General features: G+C 44.7%; 19 protein-coding genes and 1 pseudogene. 14 read left to right on the forward strand and 6 right to left on the reverse strand.

All coding sequences use genetic code 11. From position 1 onward, the window contains the following. Positions 1 to 24: 24 nt before the first annotated feature. Positions 25 to 1467, reverse strand: a complete 1443-nt coding sequence (locus tag AACV32_RS11335; RefSeq protein ID WP_017049972.1) for a glyceraldehyde-3-phosphate dehydrogenase — start codon at positions 1465 to 1467, stop codon at positions 25 to 27. Between the two features lie 515 nt (positions 1468 to 1982). Between AACV32_RS11335 and AACV32_RS11340 the strand changes: the two genes are divergently transcribed. The 6 genes and pseudogenes from AACV32_RS11340 (at position 1983) to copI (ending at position 11913) form a co-directional block, all read left to right on the forward strand. Beyond that, positions 1983 to 4649, forward strand: a complete 2667-nt coding sequence (locus tag AACV32_RS11340; protein WP_170895156.1) for an ATP-binding protein — start codon at positions 1983 to 1985, stop codon at positions 4647 to 4649. A gap of 112 nt (positions 4650 to 4761) precedes the next feature. Next, positions 4762 to 5178, forward strand: a complete 417-nt coding sequence (locus AACV32_RS11345; RefSeq protein ID WP_017045077.1) for a hypothetical protein — start codon at positions 4762 to 4764, stop codon at positions 5176 to 5178. An 82-nt stretch (positions 5179 to 5260) separates the two neighbouring features. Next, positions 5261 to 6691 carry a TolC family protein gene (locus tag AACV32_RS11350; RefSeq protein ID WP_170895155.1) on the forward strand — a complete coding sequence of 477 codons (1431 nt, stop codon included), beginning with the start codon at positions 5261 to 5263 and terminating at the stop codon, positions 6689 to 6691. A gap of 9 nt (positions 6692 to 6700) precedes the next feature. Beyond that, complete coding sequence (locus AACV32_RS11355; RefSeq protein ID WP_170895154.1) at positions 6701 to 8203, forward strand: efflux RND transporter periplasmic adaptor subunit; 1503 nt, start codon at positions 6701 to 6703, stop codon at positions 8201 to 8203. Then, positions 8200 to 11327: pseudogene (locus AACV32_RS11360) on the forward strand (efflux RND transporter permease subunit). The gene AACV32_RS11355 and the pseudogene AACV32_RS11360 overlap by 4 nt, the downstream one beginning before the upstream one ends. Before the next feature lie 76 nt (positions 11328 to 11403). Further along, positions 11404 to 11913: a copper-resistant cuproprotein CopI gene (gene copI / locus AACV32_RS11365; RefSeq protein WP_306690610.1), complete on the forward strand. Its 510-nt coding sequence runs from the start codon at positions 11404 to 11406 to the stop codon at positions 11911 to 11913. Between the two features lie 27 nt (positions 11914 to 11940). Here the strand turns inward: copI and AACV32_RS11370 are convergent, their stop codons facing one another. Continuing rightward, the gene (locus AACV32_RS11370) at positions 11941 to 12972 is read right to left on the reverse strand and encodes a LacI family DNA-binding transcriptional regulator (protein WP_019282684.1); all 1032 of its coding nucleotides are present in this window, start codon (positions 12970 to 12972) and stop codon (positions 11941 to 11943) included. 244 nt (positions 12973 to 13216) lie between these two features. Here AACV32_RS11370 and AACV32_RS11375 point away from each other — a divergent pair, with 244 nt between their 5' ends. Genes AACV32_RS11375 through AACV32_RS11385 form a run of 3 tightly spaced genes read left to right on the forward strand, consistent with a single transcriptional unit; the run spans position 13217 to position 15268 of the window. After that, complete coding sequence (locus AACV32_RS11375; protein WP_170895152.1) at positions 13217 to 13660, forward strand: PTS sugar transporter subunit IIA; 444 nt, start codon at positions 13217 to 13219, stop codon at positions 13658 to 13660. Positions 13661 to 13715: 55 nt separating this feature from the next. Next, the gene (locus AACV32_RS11380) at positions 13716 to 14003 is read left to right on the forward strand and encodes a PTS sugar transporter subunit IIB (protein ID WP_088733162.1); all 288 of its coding nucleotides are present in this window, start codon (positions 13716 to 13718) and stop codon (positions 14001 to 14003) included. Between the two features lie 8 nt (positions 14004 to 14011). Next, positions 14012 to 15268, forward strand: coding sequence for a PTS ascorbate transporter subunit IIC (locus AACV32_RS11385; protein WP_019282681.1), 1257 nt, complete (start codon positions 14012 to 14014; stop codon positions 15266 to 15268). 61 nt (positions 15269 to 15329) lie between these two features. Here the strand turns inward: AACV32_RS11385 and AACV32_RS11390 are convergent, their stop codons facing one another. Continuing rightward, the gene (locus tag AACV32_RS11390; RefSeq protein ID WP_010319355.1) at positions 15330 to 15773 is read right to left on the reverse strand and encodes a dCMP deaminase family protein; all 444 of its coding nucleotides are present in this window, start codon (positions 15771 to 15773) and stop codon (positions 15330 to 15332) included. 849 nt (positions 15774 to 16622) lie between these two features. Between AACV32_RS11390 and AACV32_RS11395 the strand changes: the two genes are divergently transcribed. The 4 genes from AACV32_RS11395 (at position 16623) to yddG (ending at position 19720) form a co-directional block, all read left to right on the forward strand. Further along, positions 16623 to 17609: a Gfo/Idh/MocA family protein gene (locus tag AACV32_RS11395; RefSeq protein WP_170895151.1), complete on the forward strand. Its 987-nt coding sequence runs from the start codon at positions 16623 to 16625 to the stop codon at positions 17607 to 17609. 30 nt (positions 17610 to 17639) lie between these two features. After that, the gene (locus tag AACV32_RS11400) at positions 17640 to 18038 is read left to right on the forward strand and encodes an OsmC family protein (protein WP_026028900.1); all 399 of its coding nucleotides are present in this window, start codon (positions 17640 to 17642) and stop codon (positions 18036 to 18038) included. A 171-nt stretch (positions 18039 to 18209) separates the two neighbouring features. Then, a complete protein-coding gene (locus tag AACV32_RS11405; RefSeq protein WP_026028176.1) occupies positions 18210 to 18809 on the forward strand; it encodes a sugar O-acetyltransferase in 600 nt (199 codons plus the stop codon). Beyond that, positions 18806 to 19720, forward strand: a complete 915-nt coding sequence (gene yddG / locus AACV32_RS11410) for an aromatic amino acid DMT transporter YddG (RefSeq protein WP_170895150.1) — start codon at positions 18806 to 18808, stop codon at positions 19718 to 19720. Before AACV32_RS11405 ends, yddG begins: the two co-directional genes overlap by 4 nt. Positions 19721 to 19796: 76 nt before the next feature. Here yddG and AACV32_RS11415 read toward each other — a convergent pair whose 3' ends face one another. Continuing rightward, positions 19797 to 20693, reverse strand: a complete 897-nt coding sequence (locus tag AACV32_RS11415; RefSeq protein WP_017043151.1) for a cation diffusion facilitator family transporter — start codon at positions 20691 to 20693, stop codon at positions 19797 to 19799. 219 nt (positions 20694 to 20912) lie between these two features. Continuing rightward, positions 20913 to 21791, reverse strand: coding sequence for a LysR family transcriptional regulator (locus AACV32_RS11420; RefSeq protein ID WP_010319645.1), 879 nt, complete (start codon positions 21789 to 21791; stop codon positions 20913 to 20915). Positions 21792 to 22004: 213 nt separating this feature from the next. On the opposite strand from AACV32_RS11420, the gene AACV32_RS11425 reads away from it, so the two are divergent. Further along, positions 22005 to 22586 (forward strand): class I SAM-dependent DNA methyltransferase, encoded by a 582-nt coding sequence (locus AACV32_RS11425; protein ID WP_047688686.1) that lies wholly within the window; start codon positions 22005 to 22007, stop codon positions 22584 to 22586. A 287-nt stretch (positions 22587 to 22873) separates the two neighbouring features. Here the strand turns inward: AACV32_RS11425 and AACV32_RS11430 are convergent, their stop codons facing one another. Beyond that, entirely contained in the window at positions 22874 to 23797 is a 924-nt protein-coding gene (locus tag AACV32_RS11430; protein ID WP_052190330.1) for a LysR family transcriptional regulator, read from the reverse strand. Positions 23798 to 23852: the final 55 nt, after the last annotated feature.

Consider the following 23852-nt stretch of genomic DNA (forward strand, 5'->3'; position numbering starts at 1 on the left):
GAGATAAAAACAATATTAATCCGTTTACTGGGCGGTAGTTGGGAAAGTTCGGTAACGAACGCCCATCATCTGCTCCATACAATGTACAACTTGGCCGCTGTAGCCAAATTCATTGTCATACCAAATGTAGAGCACGCAGCGGTTGTCTTGAGCGATCGTCGCTGCACCATCAACCACGCCAGCATGGCGAGAGCCAACCAAATCACTTGAGACAATTTCTGTTGAGTCGGTGTAATCAATTTGTGCTGAAAGCGGCGAGCTAAGCGCCATTTCACGTAGATATGCGTTGAGATCTTGCTTATCCACTGCCTTGGCTAAGTTGAGGTTAGCTACGGCCATCGACACGTTTGGCGTAGGGACACGAATTGCATTACCGGTTAACTTACCCGCGAGTTCAGGTAACGCTTTTGCAACCGCTTTGGCGGCACCCGTTGAGGTTAACACCATGTTGAGCGATGCGCTGCGGCCACGTCGTTCACCTGAATGGAAATTGTCGATAAGGTTTTGATCATTAGTAAAAGAGTGCACCGTTTCGATATGGCCAGAAAGTACACCATATTGATCATGAATTGCTTTCAATACCGGTGTGATAGCGTTGGTGGTGCAACTGGCGGCTGAGATAATGGTGTCTTCGGGCTGAATATCAGCGTGGTTTACGCCGAACACGATATTTTTAATCTCACCTTTGCCGGGTGCTGTCAGCAGCACCTTGCTTGCCCCTTGACAGTTCAAGTGTTGACTAAGCCCTTCGCTATCACGCCAGACACCGGTATTGTCGACCACTAACGCGTTATGAATACCATAGTGTGAATAATCAACCTCTTGTGGCTTATTGGCGTAGATGATTTGGATATAATTGCCGTTGGCAATAATGGCCTTGCGAGCCTCATCGATGATGATGCTGCCGTTAAACTGGCCATGAACTGAGTCACGGCGTAGCAAGCTTGCCCGTTTTTCTAAATCTCCTGCTTTACCCCCACGAACGACAATCGCTCGCAAGCGCAGTGGATAGCCCGGGCCACTTTTTTCTATCAAAAGACGAGTCAGCAAGCGACCAATACGACCAAAACCGTACAGCACCACATCCTTAGGTTCACTGAGTGTTTCACCATTCAACGCACCATTAAGCGCCGTTAGCAGGTAATCCTCAAGGCCATGTTCATCATCATGTTGTTGCCAAAATTGATGAGCAAGTTGGCCAATGTCGACACGACATGGCGACAGAGCAAGCGTGGTCAACTTTTGTAAAATCGACATCGTTTGCTGGGTTGAAAGCGCCTCGCCCGTGTAGCGACGGACAACGCGATGTGCTTTGATGATATCAATGGTGGTGGCGTTGATGAGTGTTTTTCCAAATAAAACCACTTCAACACCTTGTTGGCGATAAAGCTGACCGATGAGGGGAGACATAGATTCAGCAATCGTTTGGCTGGCTTGCCAGTCTGAGAGATGTTTCTCTGGGCTCATATTGACTTGGGACCTTTCACGTTATGTTAAGCAGTAATGTTCACAGTGTAGGGCTGGTGAACGCGTATCTTGCACGGTCATCTGTGCTGAGATACAAGTCGATGTTTATTGTTGTTTTTATGTGGCCGGATTGTAAATGTGGAATGGTTATTCTGCTAGCAAAAATAATGACGACATTTTTTACTGAAAACTAGGTAAAAATCAGCGTATTGAGTGGTTTTTGGCGGTGGTTAGAGATATTGACAAATTCTAAAGTCGCGACTTATTTTGTGATGATAATGGTCTGCTTCAAATATTTGATGTGGAATGGTTTTTCTTTTTCATAAAAATGAGATTAGATTCAAATTGTTATCTTAAAATGTGGTGAGTTTTCGGTTAATTCACCATCACGCTTATTGGATGAATCGTGACACGCAATGCTTTCGTTACTGCGCTGGTTTTATCTTAATAAGAGCGCAGACGCATAAAATAACGTCTACTATTTAACCATTGGCTAGGATGTATTACTTCCAAGGATGATAACAATGGTAATACTTACCCACTTCTCAATTAAGGCACGCTTGTTCTTACTCTGCCTCATACCAACACTGGTTATTCTGGCTGTGGCATGGCGTCTATTCCTCCCATTTGAAAGCCGTTTAGACACATACCATGTGTTGAACCAAAAGATTGGAGCAATCAATCAGGCCACCACCAGTTCAGCCCTTTTTTATACCTTGCTCAGTGCGCAGCTGCGCAGCGAAAATAGCGAGGACTCTCGGCCGCAGCTCAAGCAGGATCTAGCTGAATCGCTGGATAAAATTGTGCTGGATACAGGTTCTACAAATAGTCATTTTGGGAGTAAAAGTAACCGTACATTGATAGAAAACCGTGTGCTTGACCTTCACCATTTGTTGGATGAGTTGCCGTCGGCCTCACAAAGCGAGACCCTAGAATTAGGCCGCCAAGTATTTAATCTTTTGTATGAAGTGATGGCCGATCTGCAAAAAACCAACAGTTTTCTTGCGCCTGTTGATATCCATACCTTGGATCTGGTGTATAGCGACCTGCATTGGTTTGCATTTTGGGTGCAAAAAGAGGCGTGGTTAATCAAAGAATTAACCATGGATCAAGAGGTGTTTCAATCTCGACAAACAGAATACTTTCAAGCTGTTGAGCGCCAGCAACAATACTTCGAACGTATCATTGATAACGGTGCTCAACTTGAACAACTGATGCTGTCGTTTACGCAACCTGAATTTATCCAAGCCGCTTTGATTCGCGAAAAAATCGTTAGTAATGAAGCCGATCCTCAAGCACTAGCTTCTTATGTCAAAAATGTGGAAGAGCGTTACTTGGCGATAGATAAACTGGTGCAAAGTGTCAACCAACACTTATCGGCTCAACTGAATGTGCGTCTCCAGCAAGAAAAAATGGGTATGTTAAGTATATCGGCATCGCTGTTAGCCGTGTTGGCGCTGCTGTTTGTGCTAGGAGCAAGTACCTCATCTCGCATCTCGTCAAAGCTCAAGCGGATCATCAATACCATGAGTCGATTGCGTGAAAAGCAGAACGGCATTGAACAGATCCCGATTGATGGCAAAGATGAGTTTTCCCGTTTTACAATCAATCTCAACCATATTATTGAGAAACAGCAACAGTACGAGAGTGCTTTGGTGGAAACAAAGGAAGCGGCAATTGCCGCTAATCGAGCCAAAAGCGCGTTCTTAGCCAATATGTCGCATGAGATCCGAACGCCTCTTAATGGCATTATCGGTATGACTGAAATATTGTCACGCAGCGAGTTTACGGGGAATGAGCGTGAAATCCTGGCCGATATTGATACCTCTTCGCAAGCGTTGCTGATCTTGATTAACGATATTCTCGATTTATCTAAAATTGAATCAGGCAACTTGGAGCTTGCTCCGCATCGCTTTGAACTCGCTGAATTGGTATACGACACGGTGAACTTGGTGAACGCGAAAGCATTGAGCCAGCATATCGAGCTTAATATTTATCTCGACCCTACATTACCTCGTTTTATCATCGCGGATGAATATCGTCTGAAGCAGGTCTTGATGAATTTGTTGTCCAATGCGGTGAAATTTACCAAAGATGGTTATGTCAACACGGGTTTAACCTTAGAAACGGGCGATATAACCTCGATACGTTTTGCTGTATCCGATACGGGAAGTGGTATCGATAAAGAGATGTTGAACACGATTTTTGATCCATTTATTCAAGAAGATAGCAGTATTACCCGTCGTTTTGGTGGGACTGGGTTAGGGTTGGCTATCTGCCGTCAATTAGTCGATCTGATGCAGGGTGACATTCATGTACAGTCCACTAAAGGCTTAGGTAGCTGCTTTGAATTTGTCGTTCCCATTGAGGTTGCCGAAGATCAGCCGCAAGTTGAGCCTCTTGCCATGCAGGCGTTGTTAATTACCAATATGTCTAACTACTCATCCGCTATTCGGCGTGAATGCGTTCAATGGGGAATTCAACTCAATGAAGCGCGTGATGTTGAACAAGCAGTCAAGAGTGGGCTTAGCGCCGTATGTATTTTATATTGCCAAAGCTTAAGCCACAGCGTGCAATCGGATCTCATTGCGCTGCGTGAGCATTTTTCAAGTGCAAAAATAGTGGTTCTGCAGCATCACTTGTTCGTCAACAAAGACGCAATTCATCTTGCGCAGGCAAGTATCACGTTGCCTTTTTTAGGGACGCGTTTTGAACGTGCCCTCAAAGCATTAGTGGCCGATACAGAGACGGATTTAACGCCAGTCGAGGAGAGTCAGTTAGACTACTTAGAGTGCAATCATAAGCGTATTTTGATCGTTGAAGACAATTTGATGAACCAAAAAATCGCCAGCTTCTTCCTTGAAAAAGCAGGGATTGGTTATGTGGTGGCCAACAACGGGCAAGAAGCGGTAGATGCCATCACCCAAGGGGGACATTTTGCTGCGGTGTTAATGGACTGCATGATGCCAGTGATGGATGGCTTAACCGCGACGAAGAAAATCCGCGAATGGGAAAAAGAGCAAGGCGTTGAAAAATTGCCTATTATCGCCTTAACCGCCAGCGTTTTGGAGGAGGATATTAAAAGCTGCTTTGACGCGGGCATGGATGCGTATTTGCCCAAACCTTATAAATCCAAGCAACTTTTTGATATTTTTAGCGATCTGCAAGTGGCGAACTCTTGAGAAGATAGCCTAATCGCTATTTTTATCGATTTTCGAAATTTAAATTAATTGACCTTACCCCTAGGGCAAGCTTTAGTCTGTGAGAGTTTTCAGTCAGATAGTGATATTGGATATGCAACTTTCGCTGCATACAATTTGGGTTTCCATGTTGGTGATGATGACGCTGCTTGCTTCAAGCTTAGTGTCTAGTGCACCTTTAATGGCGATCACAATGTCACCGACTTCGGTTGTATCCCATTCAGTGACTGACGATGCAAACCCGCCGCAACACTGCTCAAATATGAGCGCCGCTCACCATGATTCCGATGCAAGTGACATGACTTCATCAGCGATGAGTAACGATTGTATCGATCACAGCTACCAAGGTGTTGATTCCTGTTGTAGCGTCATGTGCATGACCACGTTAGCTTTCTTTATCATTGAACACCAACCCTTCACACCTCACGCGGTTTTATTGTTGATCAATGCAGAAGCAACGCGTGGCATTGTGATGGTCGCCCGCTCACTTTACCGTCCCCCTATCGTTTAATTTCCCTTTCATTACGCCTATGGCGTGTTTGTGCGGCCTTTAACTAGGTTCGTGACTCTCTGTTGCATCTCAACCTTTTGCGATGCATGAAAGATGGAATTTTATTGTGAACCTTAAACTCTCTGTGATCGCTTGGTCGATCAGTATAGTGGGCGTTTTGTCATTCCCCTTGATGGTGAATGCAGCCCCACAAGCCGCGATGGCTCAGCCAGATTCGCATGCAAAACAATTAACTCAGCTGATTGACGCTGCATTATCGAATGATGCCGTCCGCAAGCAATATTTTGCTCAATCTCAAGCAATACAAGAAACTGGAATGGCCAGTTCAACCCTAATGGATCCTAAGATCAAAGTTGGCTTTGGTGGTTTGCCCATTGATAGTTTTAAGTTTGATGAAGATCCTATGACTAACATTTCTGTGGGCTTAATGCAGCAGTTTGAACGAGGTTCAAGCTTGGCATTACAAGCGAAAAAAGCAAAGCAACAAGCCAGTGGCGTTGCGCTTCAGGTTGATTTACGTGAGTTGGAAGTGGCAAACAGCATGACTCAATTATGGTTAGAGTTAGGCTACCAACAACGCGCTGAACGTATTGTGCGGGCAAACCAAACCTTAATGCGTGAGCTGGCTAGTTTTATTGAAACGAACTATTCATTAGGTAAAAGCGAAGCGCAAGATCTGCTGCAAGCGCAGTTACAAGTTTCCAAGTTGGACGAAAAATTACAAGCCAATCAACAAATGCAGCAACGCATTGTGTCGCAATTATCCGAATGGTTAGGTAGCGCTTGGTTGGTTGAACAGCCTATGTTAACCGCTGAAGAGTCAGTGAACTGGTCCCGTTTAGATGCGCAATTGGCTACGGTTAACGACAGCACCACTCACTACGCTTTGTTGGTCACTCACCCGATGGTCGGCATGGCAGAAGCGGCAATTCACACCAACCAAACGCAAGTCGAAATAGCACAAACGGCCTATCAACCTCAGTTTGGTGTGGAAGTGATGTACGCCTATCGCCAAGCAAGCAGTATGCAAGGCGGACCCGCAGCCGATATGGTCAGTGCTTATCTCACCATGGATATCCCGCTGTTTACGGGGAGCCGCCAAGATAGAAACCACGCTGCGGCGCAATATCAAGTGGGCGCGGCTAAATCACAGCGCGATGTTCTATTGGCGCAGATGAACGCCAAAGTGAATGCCTTATTGGTTGATAAAATGAACCTCGAACAGCGTTTATCGCGCTATCAAACCACCTTATTAACGCAAGCGAAAGCCCGCACTCAAGCGGTTGAGAGAGGCTATGAAAACAATACCTCCCAGTTTAATGATGTCGTCAGTGCTGCCAGCGATGAACTAGCGCTGCAATTAGAGCAAGTACGCCTAATGACCGATTTAAACCTAACTAAAAGTAACCTCGCTTATCTATTAAATGGGTTCGATTTTCAAGTTATTGCCCCTTCACTTACGTCTGTAGAAACACTTACCTCTTTAGAAACACTTACGCCTGTAGAAAAGTAGGAGAATTCAATGAAATTATTAAACATAGCCGTACTTTCCTTAGCGATAGGTGGATTACTGGGGTTTAGCATCAATCAATACCTGTCTGGTCATGGTATGGAGGCAATGAACTCAACCAATGCGATGTCTGAACCGCTGTACTGGGTTGCACCGATGGACCCAAACTATAAACGTGATAAACCGGGTAAGTCCCCGATGGGGATGGATCTCATCCCTGTGTACACCGAATCGCCGACGCAAGCACAAGAGAAGAGTGGCACGGTGACCATCAGTGCTGCGGTCGAAAATAACTTGGGTGTGAAAACGGAACCCGTGGTGTTTGCGCAGTTATCTCCACGCATTGAGACAGTGGGCTACATTGCATTTGATGACAGTTTATTGTGGCAAACGAACGTTCGCGTTGCCGGTTGGGTTGAAAAACTGAACATTAATGCGGTTGGAGAGCAGGTTCGTAAAGGCGATGTCTTGTTTACGCTCTACTCACCGGAGCTGGTTAAAGCGCAGGAGGAGCTGTTAAATGCTCATCGAGCCAGCCGTGAAAGTTTACTGAAAGGCGCAACCGAGCGTTTGGTTTCACTAGGGGTTGATCGTGCACAGATCAGACAGATTATCGCTCGAGGCAAAGCCACTCAATCGATAGAGGTCAAAGCCATTGCTGATGGGGTGATTGCGAGTTTGAATATTCGCGAAGGGGGATACTTATCGCCAGCGCAAGCGGTGATAAGCGCAGGTCCTTTAAACGAAGTGTGGGTCGATGCTGAGGTATTCGAGCGCCAAGCACATTGGATTACGTCGGGTAGTTTAGCGTTAATGACACTGGATGCTATTCCCGGCAAGGAGTGGCAAGGGAAGATAGATTACGTCTATCCCATTTTGGATCCGAAAACCCGAACGCTGCGTATGCGTTTGAAATTTCTCAATCCGAAGGGCGAGTTGAAGCCTAACATGTTCGCCAATATCGCTTTGCAGCCCGTATCGCAACAAGCGGTGCTCACCATTCCTAAATCAGCAGTTATTCATTCGGGCGGCATGACGCGCGTCGTACTTGCTGAAGGAAATGGCAAATACCGTTCAGCAAGGGTTGAAGTTGGCCGCGAAGCAGGCGAGCGCCTTGAAGTTTTACAAGGGTTAACGGAGCAAGACACGGTCGTCACGTCGGCACATTTTCTGTTGGATTCAGAGTCGAGCCAAAGCGCTGATTTATCACGTATTAATGGGGTGGAAGCTGCCAATGAAGCTTGGTTAACGGGAGACATCAGTACGCTTATGGCTGATTTTGGGATGCTCACACTTAACTATAAACCGGTAAGCAAATGGGGCTGGCAAGCGGGGCAGATGAACTTCACGGTTGAGGAGGAGTTTGATCTCAGCTTATTTGCTGAAGGGCAAAGGGTTCGATTTCTAGTGGCAAAGCAGGGTGACGAATATGTACTAAAAGCACTGGAAGCGAGTGAGCAGGCAAGTAGTGAGACGAACATTACCGCCGCAGAAACGTTAGGAGGTCAACAATGATTGGTGCGATTATTCGTTGGTCGATCAATAACCGTTTTTTGGTGTTGGTGGCGGCTCTGTTTCTCACTTTGGGCGGACTTTACAGTGTAAAGAACACACCTGTTGATGCTTTACCGGATCTCTCAGATGTGCAAGTGATCATCAAAACCAGCTATCCCGGCCAAGCGCCGCAGGTAGTGGAAGATCAGGTCACTTACCCGCTCACAACGGCGATGCTTGCCGTTCCGGGGGCAGAAACGGTCCGTGGCTATTCATTCTTCGGTGATTCCTACGTCTACATCATCTTTGATGATAAAACCGATATGTATTGGGCTCGCTCGCGGGTATTGGAATATCTAAGTCAAGTGACGCCAAAACTGCCACCCAATGCCAAACCAACCTTGGGGCCGGATGCGACAGGGGTTGGCTGGATCTACAGTTATGTACTGCAAGATAAAACCGGCCAACACGATCTTGCGCAGCTACGCAGTTTGCAAGATTGGTTTTTGAAGTACGAGCTACAAACGGTGAATGGTGTCTCCGAAGTGGCTACCGTTGGAGGCATGGTTAAGCAGTATCAAGTGCAAATTGATCCGGCAAAGCTACGCGCTTATAACCTGACTTTGCAACAAATCAATGCGGCGATCCAAAATGGTAACCAAGAGTCGGGAGCGTCAGTGATTGAGGTTGCGGAAGCCGAACACATGGTACGCACCAGTGGCTATCTGACCAGTATTGATGACATTAAAGCGCTACCACTGAAAGTGACCGACAAAGGAACGCCATTATTGTTAGGTGATGTGGCGGATATTAACCTTGGCCCACAAATGCGTCGTGGTATTTCTGAGTTTAACGGTGAAGGAGAAGCGGTTGGAGGTGTGATCGTGATGCGTCTTGGTGAAAATGCTAGCCAAGTGATTGATGACGTCAAAGCGAAATTGACTGATCTCCAACGCAGCTTACCGGAAGGTGTCGAAATTGTTGCCACTTATGATCGTTCAACCTTGATCAATCAAGCCGTTGAAAACCTTTGGCATAAGCTAGCAGAAGAGTTCATTGTCGTTGCGGTCGTGTGTGCGCTGTTTTTATTCCATATCCGCTCATCATTAGTGATTGCTTTGAGTTTGCCCGTGGGCATTCTATCGGCGTTTATTGTGATGCACTGGCAAGGTATCAATGCCAACATCATGTCACTTGGGGGGATCGCCATTGCTATCGGTGCTATGGTCGACGGGGCGATTGTGATGATCGAAAATGTGCATAAACATATTGAACGCACCCCACTGACCGACAAAAATCGCTGGCAGGTGATTGGCAAAGCCGCTGAAGAAGTCGGTGCGCCACTATTTTTCTCACTACTTATCATTACGTTAAGTTTTGTGCCCGTTTTTGCACTCGAAGGCCAAGAAGGCAAGATGTTCTCGCCATTGGCGTTTACTAAAACCTATGCCATGGCCGCCGCCGCAGGTTTAGCGATCACGCTCGTCCCTGTTCTTATGGGCTATTTTGTGCGTGGCAATATTATTTCCGAGCACAAAAATCCTATCAATAAAGGGCTTGTGGCACTTTATCGTCCACTATTCAACCTGAGTTTGCGTTATCCCAAAAGCATGATTGTATTGGCTTTGGCATTAATGGCTTCCGCTTATTACCCAATGAGCAAATTAGGCAGTGAGTTTATTCCGCCATTAGATGAAGGCGATCTCATGTACATGCCGACAACCTATCCGGGGATCTCGATTGGTAAGGCGCGTGAGCTATTGCAGCAAACCAATAAACTCATCAAAACCATACCAGAGGTCAAAACCGTGTGGGGCAAAATGGGGCGTGCAGAAACCGCAACCGATCCCGCGCCCTTAACCATGATTGAAACGGTGATCCAACTTAAACCTCGCGATCAATGGCGTGAAGGCGTAACCACAGAATCGCTACGTAAGGAATTTGACAGCTTAGTGCAATTTCCGGGGTTAACCAACGCGTGGGTGATGCCAATCAAAACACGCATCGATATGTTAGCTACAGGGATCAAAACGCCGATTGGTATCAAGATAGCAGGTCCCGATCTCAAACAGATTGAAACCATCGGTGCACAACTTGAACCTATCCTTAACCGCGTTCAAGGCACGGCATCGGTTTATGCTGAACGTGTGGCTGGTGGACGTTATGTAACGATAGACATCAATCGGTTACAAGCGGCGCGCTATGGGCTAAGCATTAAAGATGTGCAACAAGTGGTTTCAACCGCAGTGGGGGGCATGAATGTAGGGGAAACCATTGAGGGGTTAGAGCGTTACCCGATCAATGTACGTTACCCGCAAGATTACCGTGATTCGGTAGTGAAGCTGCAAAACTTACCTTTGGTGACTCAAAACGGTGCACGTTTGGCCTTGGCCGATGTGGCTGATATTCGCTACGAAGACGGCCCGCCAATGATCAAAACCGAAAACGCACGGCCAAACGGCTGGGTCTTTGTCGATATTGATGGACGCGATCTCGGTTCATATGTGGCAGAGGCGCAACAAGCGGTAGCGGAGCAATTACAGCTGCCAGCGGGATATTCTCTCGTGTGGTCTGGTCAATATGAATACATAGAGCGAGCCAAAGCGCGCTTAAGTGTTGTCGCACCGATCACGATCGCAATCATCATGTTGCTACTCTATTTCAGTTTCCGTCGAATCGGAGAAGTGTTGATCATTATGGCGACATTGCCGCTGGCGATGGTGGGTGGCGTGTGGTTGATGCACTACCTTGGCTACAACTTTTCAATCGCCGTGGGGGTGGGCTTTATTGCACTTTCAGGTGTTGCGGTAGAAATTGGCGTGATCATGCTCGTTTATTTAAACCAAGCTTGGCACTACAAAAAATTGATGCGCAAGAAAATGGTGCGGTCATTGACAGCCAAGATCTCATCAATGCTATTGGCGAAGGAGCAGGACAGCGCGTGCGCCCAGTCATGATGACGGTACTGACAGTTATTATTGGCCTGATCCCGATTATGTATGGCACGGGAACTGGTTCGGAGGTAATGCAGCGCATTGCCGCCCCCATGATTGGAGGCATGGCTTCAGCACTATTGCTCACATTATTGGTTCTACCTGCGGTATTCAAGTTATGGAAAAACCGTGAAATCGCAACACTCAAATAGCGTGCAGCTGGCAAAGTAAAAGCTAAGCACCAATCGGAAAATAAATAGTAACTGGATGAATTTAAGGAAAATCAAAATGAAAAAAACACTAATCACACTTTCACTAGCGTTATTCACCTCTTCTGTCATGGCTGAAATGGACCATAGCAAAATGGATCATGGCAGCATGGTGATGAAGCAAACAGACACGATGAACATGGCGATGGATGACATGTCAGAAGTCGGCATGCCTGCTAAAGGAGCAAAAGCCGATAAAGTGGTGCATGTTTTACTCTCGGATGACATGAAAATCACCTTCAAAAAAGAGGTCAACATCGAACCGAATGACGTGGTGCAATTTGTTGTCATGAACACGGGCAAAATTGACCACGAATTTTCGATTGGTTCAGCCGCCGAGCAGCTAAAACACCGAGAAATGATGCGCCAAATGGGCAATCATAAACACGATGGCGGCAGTGCCGTCACCGTGGCACCGGGTAAAGCGAAACAACTGTTATGGCACTTCCATGGTGATAATAATGTTGAGTTTTCCTGCAATATACCCGGCCATGCTGAAGCTGGGATGATTAAGAAAATTCAGCTGTAAGCCACCTTGTTGATTGCGACAAGGTGATCACGGACGAACGGTACTAGCTCGTTTTTGTAACTGGAAGCCAACGTTTGTTGATTCCAGTTCAAGAGTTTGTTCTTTGATTTGTTTTAATAAGCGCTCAGCGGCCAAAAGACCAAGCTGTTCATAATTGACATGAGCGGCACTAATGGCTGGAAAAGCATACTGACAAAGAGATGATCCATCCAAACAGATGATGGCCATTTCCGTAGGAACTTTAATCAGCCTACGCTGACACTCGAATAATACTCCCAGAGCTATTTCTTCGTGGCTACATACCACAGCATCAAGCGTTGAGTCCCTTAATAACAATTTAGAAATTCCTTCCTTACCTAAGTGTGCAGAGGGAGCTTCATGAGTTGTTAGAAAGTGATCAGGTGCTTGGTAGTTATCAATTAATGCGCTTTGCCAACCCCGCAGTTCATTTCTTAGAACGGAGTGGTGGCTACGTGCTCCAATAAACCCTATATTTTGATATCTATTTTCAATGAGATGTTGAGTACATTGTTTGCCAACTTTGTAGTAATCAACGCCGACATTTAGATACGTTGATGACTCATTCAACTCAGCAATTTCAATGACGGGAATGTTAGCGCGTTGAAGAAGTTGATGACTTTTTGAACTGTGCTCACTCCCGAATAGCACAACAGCTGCTGGTTGACTTTCCAAGAAAGTGGCTAATAGTTTCTCTTCATTATCAATGGAATAATCACTATAACCGAGCAGTAACTGGTATCCCTGACGGTTAAGCGAATGTTGGAAATTGGGTAAAAACACAGCGCAAGATTTTTCAATTAGCGATGGGATGATTAATGCTATTGAATAGTTTTCGCCAGATGCTAAAGCGCCAGCTGCTTTATTTGGGATATAACCTAGTTCTTCAACAACAAATTCTATTTTTTCTCTTAGTTTGCTAGAAACAAGCTCAGGTGTTCTTAATGCTCTTGATACCGTCATTGTGCCAACACCCGCCTTAGCTGCGACATCGGCAATGGTAACCTTTCCCGTGCTTCTACGTTTTCGCGATTCGCTCATATTTATCTTCATGTTATTAATAAGTTAGCGATGTGATTTTAACACACACACTCGGGCGTGTTGATATTACCGTATAACTATTGTTGCACCGATACATGAAATACTATGATTTCAATAAATGATAGCGCTATCACAAATCAAGCCAACACATAAAGATAGCGCTACCATTTGTGATTTCGATCTGGTTTTCTATTTGGATAGACAGATAAATTGATGCTACCTATTCATATCAAGAACCTAAAAAATGTTACGTGAACTATTAACCGAAGACGTTATTCGAGTGCATAAATCGGCTGACGACTGGCAAGATGCAATTCGCAAAGCATGTCAACCATTGATTGAAAATAAGGCCATTAATCCAAGTTATGTTGAGGCTATATTTCGGTCACATAGGGAGCTCGGTCCTTATTATGTTGTTGGACCTGGAATGGCGATGCCTCATGCTCGACCTGAAGATGGGGTTAATCGTTTAGCATTTGGCCTAACGGTAATTCAAGATGGAGTTAACTTTAATTCGGATGGCAATGATCCTGTAAAAATGCTGGTTACTTTGGCCGCGACAGATAGCAATAGTCACGTAGATTCAATATCTAAATTAGCCGAATTATTTATGAATGAAGAAGACGTAGAATATATCTGCTCAGCCAAATCTGTTGAAGATATTTTGCGTGTTATCCAAGACTATTAATAGTAAAAACACGATAAATAATAGTAAAAATACAATAAAGCAGAGGGTGAATATAATGAAAATTATGGTAGTTTGCGGCCACGGCCTAGGTACAAGTTTGATGATGGAAATAAGCATAAAAAATATAGTGAAAGATCTAAATGTTGACGCTGAAATCGACCACATAGATTTAGGTTCCGCAAAGGGGACCGTTTGCGACATCTTTATTGGTACAAATGATATAACAGACCAACTAAAATCATTGGGTGTTGAGCCTAAGATTGTGAGTTTGGATAATATGGTCGATAAAAAAGCAATGAAAGAACGTTTGTCAGCGGCTCTTCAAGAACTTGGTGTGTTGTAGGAGGCACTATGGAATTCTTTAATTTTTTAATGAATGACGTGCTTTCTGAGCCAGCAGTGTTAGTTGGCTTGATCGCATTAATAGGTTTGATCGCACAGAAAAAACCATTGACGGAATGCATTAAAGGTACCGTGAAAACTATTTTGGGCTTCATTATTCTTGGAGCTGGTGCGGGGCTAGTTGTTGGTTCGCTAGGAGATTTTGCGACCATATTTCAGCATGCTTTTGGCATTACTGGTGTCGTTCCAAATAATGAAGCCATCGTGTCTATTGCTCAAAAGTCATTTGGTAAAGAAATGGCGATGATCATGTTTTTCGCGATGCTGGTAAATATATTGATTGCACGCCTTACACCATGGAAATTTATATTCTTAACAGGGCACCACACTTTATTTATGTCGATGATGGTGGCTGCAATTTTGTCATCAAGCGGTATGTCCGGTATTCCATTGATTGCCCTAGGTTCCATTGTCGTTGGTAGTGTTATGGTTTTTTTCCCAGCAATTGCACATCGATATATGCGTCAAGTTACAGGTTCTGACGATGTTGCTATTGGTCACTTCTCTACACTTTCTTATGTATTAGCTGGTTTTATTGGTAGTAAATTTGGTAATAAAGAACATTCTACGGAAGATATGAATGTTCCTAAAAGTTTACTATTTTTACGTGATACACCCGTTGCGATCTCATTTACTATGGGCATCATCTTTATGGTGACCTGTCTATTTGCTGGTGGGGAATTTGTGCGTGAAGTGAGCGGTGGAAAACATTGGTTTATGTTTGCGCTGATGCAATCTATTACGTTTGCGGGGGGTGTGTATGTCATCTTACAAGGTGTACGTATGGTTATTGCTGAAATTGTTCCTGCGTTTAAAGGTATTTCAGACAAACTAGTTCCTAATGCTAAACCAGCATTAGATTGTCCTGTGGTATTCCCCTATGCCCCAAATGCTGTCTTGGTCGGCTTTCTATCTAGTTTTCTTGCTGGCTTATTAGGTATGTTCTTACTCTACATTATGGGTTTGACAGTGATTATTCCTGGGGTTGTTCCACACTTCTTTGTTGGTGCTGCCGCAGGGGTATTTGGTAATGCCACAGGTGGGCGTCGTGGTGCTATTTTGGGCGCATTTGCGCAAGGTTTATTGATCACGTTCTTACCTGTATTTTTAATGCCAGTGCTTGGAAACCTAGGTTTTGCTAACACAACGTTTAGTGATGCTGATTTTGGCGCAGTTGGTATTTTACTCGGCCTGATTGTTCGTTAACACTCCCAAACAAAAACCGCCCTGCCAATTTCGCAGGGCGGTTTTTTTGACCATTGATTAATTATTTCAAATCACTGAGCGGTAGCCAGTTTACTTTAACACCCGCTTGTAAAAACATATCTTGGCTGACTTTGATCTTATCACCCCAACGGGATAAGAAGTCTTCTGTTTGCTCTGGGCAGTGTACTGCGGAAATCCCAGTTTGAATGATTTTTGCTGCACAGTTCGGGCAAGGAAAATGTGTCACATAAATTTCGCAACCATCCAAATCACGCTTGGCAAACAGGATGGCATTTTCCTCAGCATGCAATGTTTTGAGGTATTTCATATCACGATCATCGGTGCCTGCACTGTCTGAAATACCATGCGGGTAACCGTTAAATCCAACCGAAACGATGCGATTTTGCTTCGTGATCACTGCGCCGACTTGCGTGGAGGGATCTTTACTCCAAGAGCCAACAAGTTCTGCCATTTGGTAAAAGCGCTGTGCCCATTTCGAAATCATGTGTTGTTCCTCTGACGATTTTCTTGCATTTCCTCAGTAGCGAGGGAGATGTGTGATTAAGATCGACATTAATATCCTAGTTTTCTCACACTTAGTCTAGAGCAATTCTCATTTCTAAACAGAATTCAGCCGTGCCAATCAGTATTAGAGTGAGAGCTCTATCTCATTTCGTGCGGGCATCTTAGCTGCGGTGATAGGCAATTATAGGATTAAGTTTGTGAGAGATCTCTTACACGTATCGTGAGACTTTAACGTTTTGCTATGCAATAAAAAGAGATTAAATTTTTTTAATAATTTGAATTTAAATGATAATTTTAATTTTTTGTCTTTCTGGTAGAGAAAAAACAACAGGTGGGGGATTGCTGAAAAAAGTGAAATCCGTAATCTGAAGTTGTCAGCAGGAAGCGGACACGGAACAGGAAAGACCCAAGGATAGGTCATCTTCAGGACGAAGATTCGATAATTCAGGAAGAATGATCGGCAAGGATAGCGAAGGACATTAGCTGGATGCTGAATAACTAGGATGGTTATCAAGGAAAGTTAATGGACGGTGCAAAGGAAAAGTGCACAAATCTGTCGGGACGACGGAGTTAAGGACACCGCTAGGAAGGCGATGAAAGGGAATGCGCTGAGAGAATCAGCAGACTATCAAGGAATTGATGCAGGGAGCACTTATCAGTAGCTGGATTGCTGCGAGTAAGAACTGGAACCCCACTAAGCGAGAGCTTAGTGGGGTTTTCTTTATTTTGGTTACCTGAAAATAATGGCCACCTGAAAATAATAAGTGGTGAGGTTAACATTGCTTCCTGCGGAGTAACTCCAGATAATAGGTGAAAATAATGAAAGGATATGATGATGATTCGCTTAGCCGTTATTGGAACCAACTGGATTACTGACCAATTTATCGAAGGGGCATTAAAAACGGGGGAATTTCAGCTAGTAGCGGTTTATTCCCGTTCGCTGGACAGGGCGAAACAATTTGCCGAAAAATACGATACTCCTGCTTTGTTTACTGACCTTAAGAGCCTAGGTGAGAGTGACAATGTGGATGCCGTGTACATCGCCAGCCCGAATGTACTGCATGGTCCACAGTCGATTCAAATGATGCAAGCGGGCAAACATGTTATCTGTGAGAAGCCGCTGGCTTCTGATTTCTCATTAGCACAGCAGATGTATCAAGTTGCCAAACAGCATGGCGTAGTATTATTTGAGGCTTTTATAACCCCACATTTGCCCAATTTTTCCGTTCTAAAACAAGAGCTATCGCAGATTGGCGCTATCCGTAAAGCGGTGCTCAGCTACTGCCAGTATTCCTCTCGTTACCCTAAATATCTCAAGGGTGAGATGCCCAATACCTTTTTGCCCGAGTTCTCCAATGGTTCGATCATGGATATTGGTTATTACTGTTTGGGCTCAGCCATTGAACTGTTTGGTGAGCCTAAATCGGTACAAGCCCAAGCGCATTTACTGGAGACGGGGGTTGATGGTAACGGCAGTGTGATCTTAGGATATGACGGTTTTGATGTGCTATTAATGCATTCAAAAACCAGTGACTCCTATTTGCCGAGCGAAATTCAAGGTGAAGAGGCCGCACTGCACGTTGAGATGATCTCTACCTGCAACCGCATCACGAAAATTAACCGTGGTGGTCAAACCCAAGATCTGAGTATTGAGCAACACGCCAATCGCATGTTTTATGAAGCACAAAAATTTGCAGATCAGATACAGAACAAGACAATAGATGAGCAATGCAAATTACGCTCACTCACCGTTTCCAAATTATTGACAGAAATACGCCGCCAAACGGGCGTGATTTTTCCAACCGATAACCTGTAGTTTAATCGCACAGAGAAGAGAGCAAAAATAATGCAAGCTGAAGTAAAGTGGGTCGAAAATTTCAAGTTCTTGGGCCAATCCCAATCTGGTCATTCGGTAGTGATGGATGGCAGTGGTGGTGCAACCGCGCCTAGCCCGATGGAGATGGTTCTGATGGCCGCGGGAGGTTGTAGCTCTGTGGATGTGGTTGATGGCTTAAAATCGGCCAATCAACAGGTCACTGCATGTAACGCCAAATTGACGGCTGAGCGCCGTGAAACCGCACCGCGGATTTTTACGCTAGTCAATATCCATTTCGACGTATCAGGCGTTGATCTTGACCCTAATGTCGTTGAAAAAGTGACGGCCGATTCATTAGAAAAGTACTGTTCTGTCTGCTTAATGTTAGGCAAAGGTGTCACAATGACTCACAGTTGGGCGATTGTTTAAGCCAGTCAATCAATAAAACTAGGAAAAAGCAATATACTCTGATCTTGCCTTTTCCTGTGCGTTACAGGTTGGTTGAAATTAAAGAGGAAAGTGAAACAGTGAGCTTTTCTCTTTTTTCTTTTGTTTATCCAAGTAGTCTAAATAAACTAGATGCATAAGGAGGAACGGCTCATGACCGAAATGGAAAAAATGATGAATGGTATGGTGTTTGACGGTGCAGACCCAGAAATGGAAGCCATTCGTAGCAAAGCAGGACATTTACTGTTGCAGATCAACCAATGCGCCGATGCTACAGCCCGCCATCAATTGCAAACTCAGCTATATCGTCAAATTGGCCAACAAAGTGTGGTGCAGCCTCCTTTCTATTGTGAGTTCGGTGAAACAATTTCCATTGGTGATGAAACCTTTATCAACATGAATGTCACTATGCTTGATGGCGCTAAAATCACGATTGGTAATCATGTTTTGATTGGCCCTAACACCCAGTTTTATACACCAGCGCATGCTTTGGATTATCGCAGCCGCCGCTTGTGGGAAACATTTTGTAAGCCGATTACGGTTGAAGATGACGTATGGATTGGTGGCAACGTTGTGATTAATCAAGGAGTCACGATTGGTGCGCGTTCGGTTGTCGCGGCAAATTCAGTGGTCAATCAGGATGTGCCAGCTGATAGCCTAGTCGGAGGCACACCAGCGAGAGTGCTCCGTTCATTAAAAGAAATGAATGGAACATCTGACCTGCATAGTTCAGTTAAGGAAGGGCATCATTGAAGCAGCATAAACATACACTATTTGGTGTTGCGGCTATCTTGCTGTGGAGCTGTCTCATGGGGCTAATCAGAACAGTCACCGAGCAATTTAGCCCAATTGGTGGGGCGGCGCTGATTTACACTGTGAGCTCAGTATTTCTGATGCTTGTCATGGGTGTGCCTAAATTCAAACACTTTTCTCTGCGTTATGTTCTGATCGGTGGCGCGCTTTTTGTGAGCTACGAAATCTGCTTAGCATTAGCGTTAGGTATGGCCAATGATCGCCATCAAGCGCTCGAGATGGCGGTGATTAACTATTTGTGGCCAGCCTTGACGGTGTTGTTTGCGGTATTTCTCAGCCGTAAACCCGTCCATATTCTGGTGTATCCAAGCGTTGCGCTTGCATTTGTTGGGGTTGCTTGGACTATTACTGGTGATAGTGGGTTTTCGGTGATACAAATATCAGCCAATATTGCTACTAATCCCTTAACCTATAGCATGGCGTTTGGCGGTGCGATTATTTGGGCTGTTTATTGCAATATCACCAAACAATTAGCCAATGGACAAAATGCCATTATCCTGTTCTTTATGGCTACTGCTATCGCCCTCTGGATTAAGTATTTTCTTAGCAGCGAAAGCACTTTAGTGTTTACCGTTCCAGCAACCTTGAATTTAGCGTTAACGGGTGTGGTGATGGGCAGCGGTTATGCACTTTGGAATGTGGCAATCTTGCGCGGCAACATGGTTCTACTGGCGACTCTTTCTTATTTCACGCCAGTGATTTCAACCTTGCTTTCATCGCTAATCTTAGGTGTAGCGCTTGGGCTAAGCTTTTGGCAAGGTGTGATTATGGTGACGATGGGTTCTTTAATTTGTTGGTGGGCGACCAGAGAACGTCAATCGACGGTGCAAGAGAAAATGCCAATAGCCTGACATCGCAACAGCTTTGCTATGTATAAAAAAAGCCCTCTCGGGAACGAGAGGGCTTTTTCCGTTTAATTGAGACTGATTAGCGAGCCACGTTCATGGTTAATTGCAGTACGAATGGCAGCTTTGATAAACGCTTATGTAGCGAGCGACGAGTACTTTCGATATCTTCGAGTGCAATCATTTCATTCTCATCAGGGCGAATATCGACATTGACCCACAGCTCATGACCGACTTTAGTCACCGCAGTCAACTCGATATCTTGCTCTGATTCTTCACCTACGGCAATGACACCTTGATCCACGGTTTTACAAATCTCTTTGCTTGGTGACATCATCAACAATTCACGCGTTGCCGATTTAAGCATGTCATAAGGCACTTTGATAAAGTAAAACGACATTAATAGCATCATGATTGGGTCTGCATAGACGGCATATTTTGCCCAAGGAGACAAGGTCATCAACCAAGCGGCAATGAAACCGACCGTTACCGCGACGCTTAATAGCGTGTCCATTTGCCACTGTTTTACTTCAGCGTCAATCAAACCAGAAGAGTAACGTTTACTCTTGTTGACCATGAACCACCACGCAATCGCACAACCAATCACGTTCACTGTGCCAAAAACAGTTGCGATAGAAGCATCCACTTCTCGACCACCGCTAAACAATGCCATGACAGCCGAGTACAACGAATAACTCACGACTAACAAAATAACGCTGGCTTTGATAGCAATAACCGCAGGTTCTAGCACCGCGCGTCCAAAGGGAAAAGTTGAGTCAGAAGGTTTACGAATGTAGCGTGACGCCACCAGCGACAATAATGTTAACAGCAAACTAACCAGTGAATACACACCGTCAAACACGATAACCAGTGAACCGACAAGCATACCAACCACAAGTCCGCCACCAGCAAAGCCAGAAGCTAAAAGGGCCGAAATCGTCAAAATGCGATTTTCATTATTTCTTGTTCGAGCACACATAAAAGACTACCTGTTGAAAACATGCTGTTATTTTGGCTTAAAGCACGGTTTTGACAATCTCTAAGTGCATTGGTCGTTGGCTTGAATATTGGGAAGTAAGTTTATTTTTAATTAAAACAATTAGTTATGAGTTTATTTGCCTGTCAGGATAATTGACGCTGACTGTCTTCGCTTTAGATTGTTTGAAATGTGGGCATCTTGGAAACTAAACAACGAAAATTAAAAATCAAACAAATAGTCACGCAACTTATCGGCTAACCAGTTCATGCCAGGGTGTTCGGCCATGCCCGTGGCCGTAAACATGCAGTAATCTTCTTGAGTGAGACCGTAGGTGTGTTTAATCACCGTTAGTTTTTGTTCACGTAGGAAGTGGCGAATTAAAGGTTCTGGCAATACGCCCCATGCATTCTCAGTCAAGATGGTATTGAGCATGTAATCGAAACTGGAGAAGCCAATGTAGCGACGAGAGAAAGGTTGTAATTCGGGGTTATCTTTTTCGTTTAAATAGACCATCACGGCTTGCATTGCTCTGCGCAGTTCTTCGTCGGTGACTCGCGAAATTTTAGTTAGCGGGTGGTCACTTTTGCACACCGACATCATCCGGATTTTACCCAAAGGTTGATAAGTGATCCGCGGGTCGTTGATTCTTTCGTAATCGACGCCAAAAGCAAAATCGACTTGATGGGTGGCAATCAAGTTGGCTAAGTCGCCGCTTGAAGCCAATACAAGGTTGAACGAGGTCGCGGGAAAACGGTTATTCAGCTGGTGTGCAAAATCTTGCCACAAGGCATCAGGAAGAGAATCATCACGGGCAATCCACATCTCGGCGTTGAAGCCCCGTGATATTTGCGTACAGGTGTGTTTTATTCGCGCAATGGTCACCAAAACACTTTCACAATCTTTATAAATTGCTTTCCCCGCTTCAGATAAAGTCAGGTTGTTGCCGGTGCGCACAAAAAGAGCGGTATCGAGCTCTTTCTCCAACGCTTTAATCGCCATGCTGAGTTTGGTTCGGTTACATTCTAATTGTCGCGCCGCTTCGGAGACTGAGCCAGTGTCCGCGACAGAGAAAAATGCTTCAATTTGAGAAAGGTTCATAACGTTCTCTAAGGCACAATAATGGGTTGATCATAAACAATTTTAGTACCACTGCCTATCTGATGTTCTTCTACCAACTGACGGTTTTCTCGCCAATCAAAGCCAGTTCATCATTTCTTAGTCAAGATTGAGCTGTAACTCTATGAACGTAACACAGTTTTGGTTTATTCTTGGGAAAATTTCCCCAATACAAGAAGTAACACGGAGGCCATGATGGCGAACGAATGGGATGAGTGTGCGGCTCAGTGGGAGCAGGACGAATCCACAACGCTTTTTGCTCAAAATGTGTTTCAGCAATTGCAGAAACGGGTCACTCTCGAAGGTAAACATGTTCTTGATTTCGGGTGTGGTACGGGTTTGCTGAGCCAAATGATGTCTCGCCATGCCAGAGATATTGTCGCGCTCGATGGCTCTGAAGCCATGATTGAAGAGTTGGATAAAAAAGAGTTGGCCAACGTTGAACCCGTGGTGGATTTTCTGACCCGTGGTCTAGTCGCGCAACATCCGGCCTTTCGCAAACAATTCGATCTTGTTGTGGCGTCATCTGTGTGCGCGTTTGTGCCGAATCTTAATGAAGTATTTACCATCATTCATTCTCTATTAGATGAGCATGGCGTTTTTATTCATTGGGACTGGTTGGTTGAAGAAGATGATCCTGACTATGGTCTTAGCCAAAACCAAATTGAGACACAACTGAAAAGCGCAGGTTTTAGCCAAGTGGAAACCGCAGTTGCGTTTGAGATTAAAAATTCAAAAGGTCTAGCGCCAGTAGTGATGGGCATTGGTAGGAAATAACATCATAAAGTCGATGGTTTTCCAGATTGAGAATGGCTTATTTACATTATTTCACTGTTCCATAATGACCAACTTGCGTAAGCTCTAGCTTGTTGATAAGTGTCATGATAGTCACTCCCTAGAAGACTATAAGGCATTGATCACGAATAATTCTGTTTGTTGACTGATAACTCATGGCTAGGGTTAAGCAAAAATAAAAGCACATCAGAAGATAAATAAAGAAGGCCAGCGCAAAATAGTGCTGGCCTTCTTTATTTTAAGCATTGAGCTAAATTTTCAATGTTGATTCACAAACATCTGTGTGGTTTTTTGAGTTGATCACACAACCATTTCAAAGCTTGGTCGTTCATACTGGGCTTGTTCCACACTAAGCTGTAAGCCACTTTCCCATAATTGAAAGGTAACGGTTTGATGAGCAACTCCCTAGCTTGCATCGCTTGTTCCGCCCAGCGTTTGGAGCAAGTAAAGAGTGAGTCAGTATGCTTGCATAAGATGGCGGCCGCACCAAAGTCAGCAACAACAACCGGAACATGACGAGCTCGATGAGATTGAGCCAAACTCTGTTCAAAAAAAGGTTCAGCCAGCTCTTTATCCATAATGCCGATATGCGATTGAGCAAGGTAGTGATCGATAGTGAGTACTTCATTGGCTAAAGCATGATCACTACGCATTAAGCAGACCATTTCATCGTGAGCAATCACTTCCCACACGAGTTCTTTATCTCGCGTTGGGGGCTGGCTGATATCGTGTGGTAAAATGACGAAATCAATCAGCCCGCTTTGCAGGGCGTCGAAGCCATAGTGATCTTTCGAGTAGATAGTAAAGGAAGCTTGCGGTGCATGATTTTTTATTACGTTTGTCAAAATAGGAGCAAACAACTCAAAGGCACTTTCTCGCATCGCAAGGCGGTATTTCCCCTGATAATGTTGAGGTTCGAAATTTGAGTGATGCAGCAATCCATTCATGCTAGAGAGGATTGAATGGACAGTGGGGCCCATTTGTAGCGCGAAAGGGGTAGGTATCAAATGTGTACCGTCACGATAAAATAGTTCATCTTCCAAGAGAATGCGCAATTGCGACAAGTTTTTACTGATGCTTGAAGGGCTAATGCAGAGCTGGGCTGCTGTCTGCGTGACGCTGCGGGTACTGAGCATGACGTGTAGCGCTGTTAAGTGTTTTAAACTGATTCTTGAAAGGTGAATATAATCCATAAATAAAGGCGGTTCCTCCAAACTTTTTCAAAAGCATATCACTGACATACTGACA

It is taken from the genome of Vibrio sp. B7, assembly GCF_963888765.1.
GTDB lineage: Bacteria > Pseudomonadota > Gammaproteobacteria > Enterobacterales > Vibrionaceae > Vibrio > Vibrio anguillarum.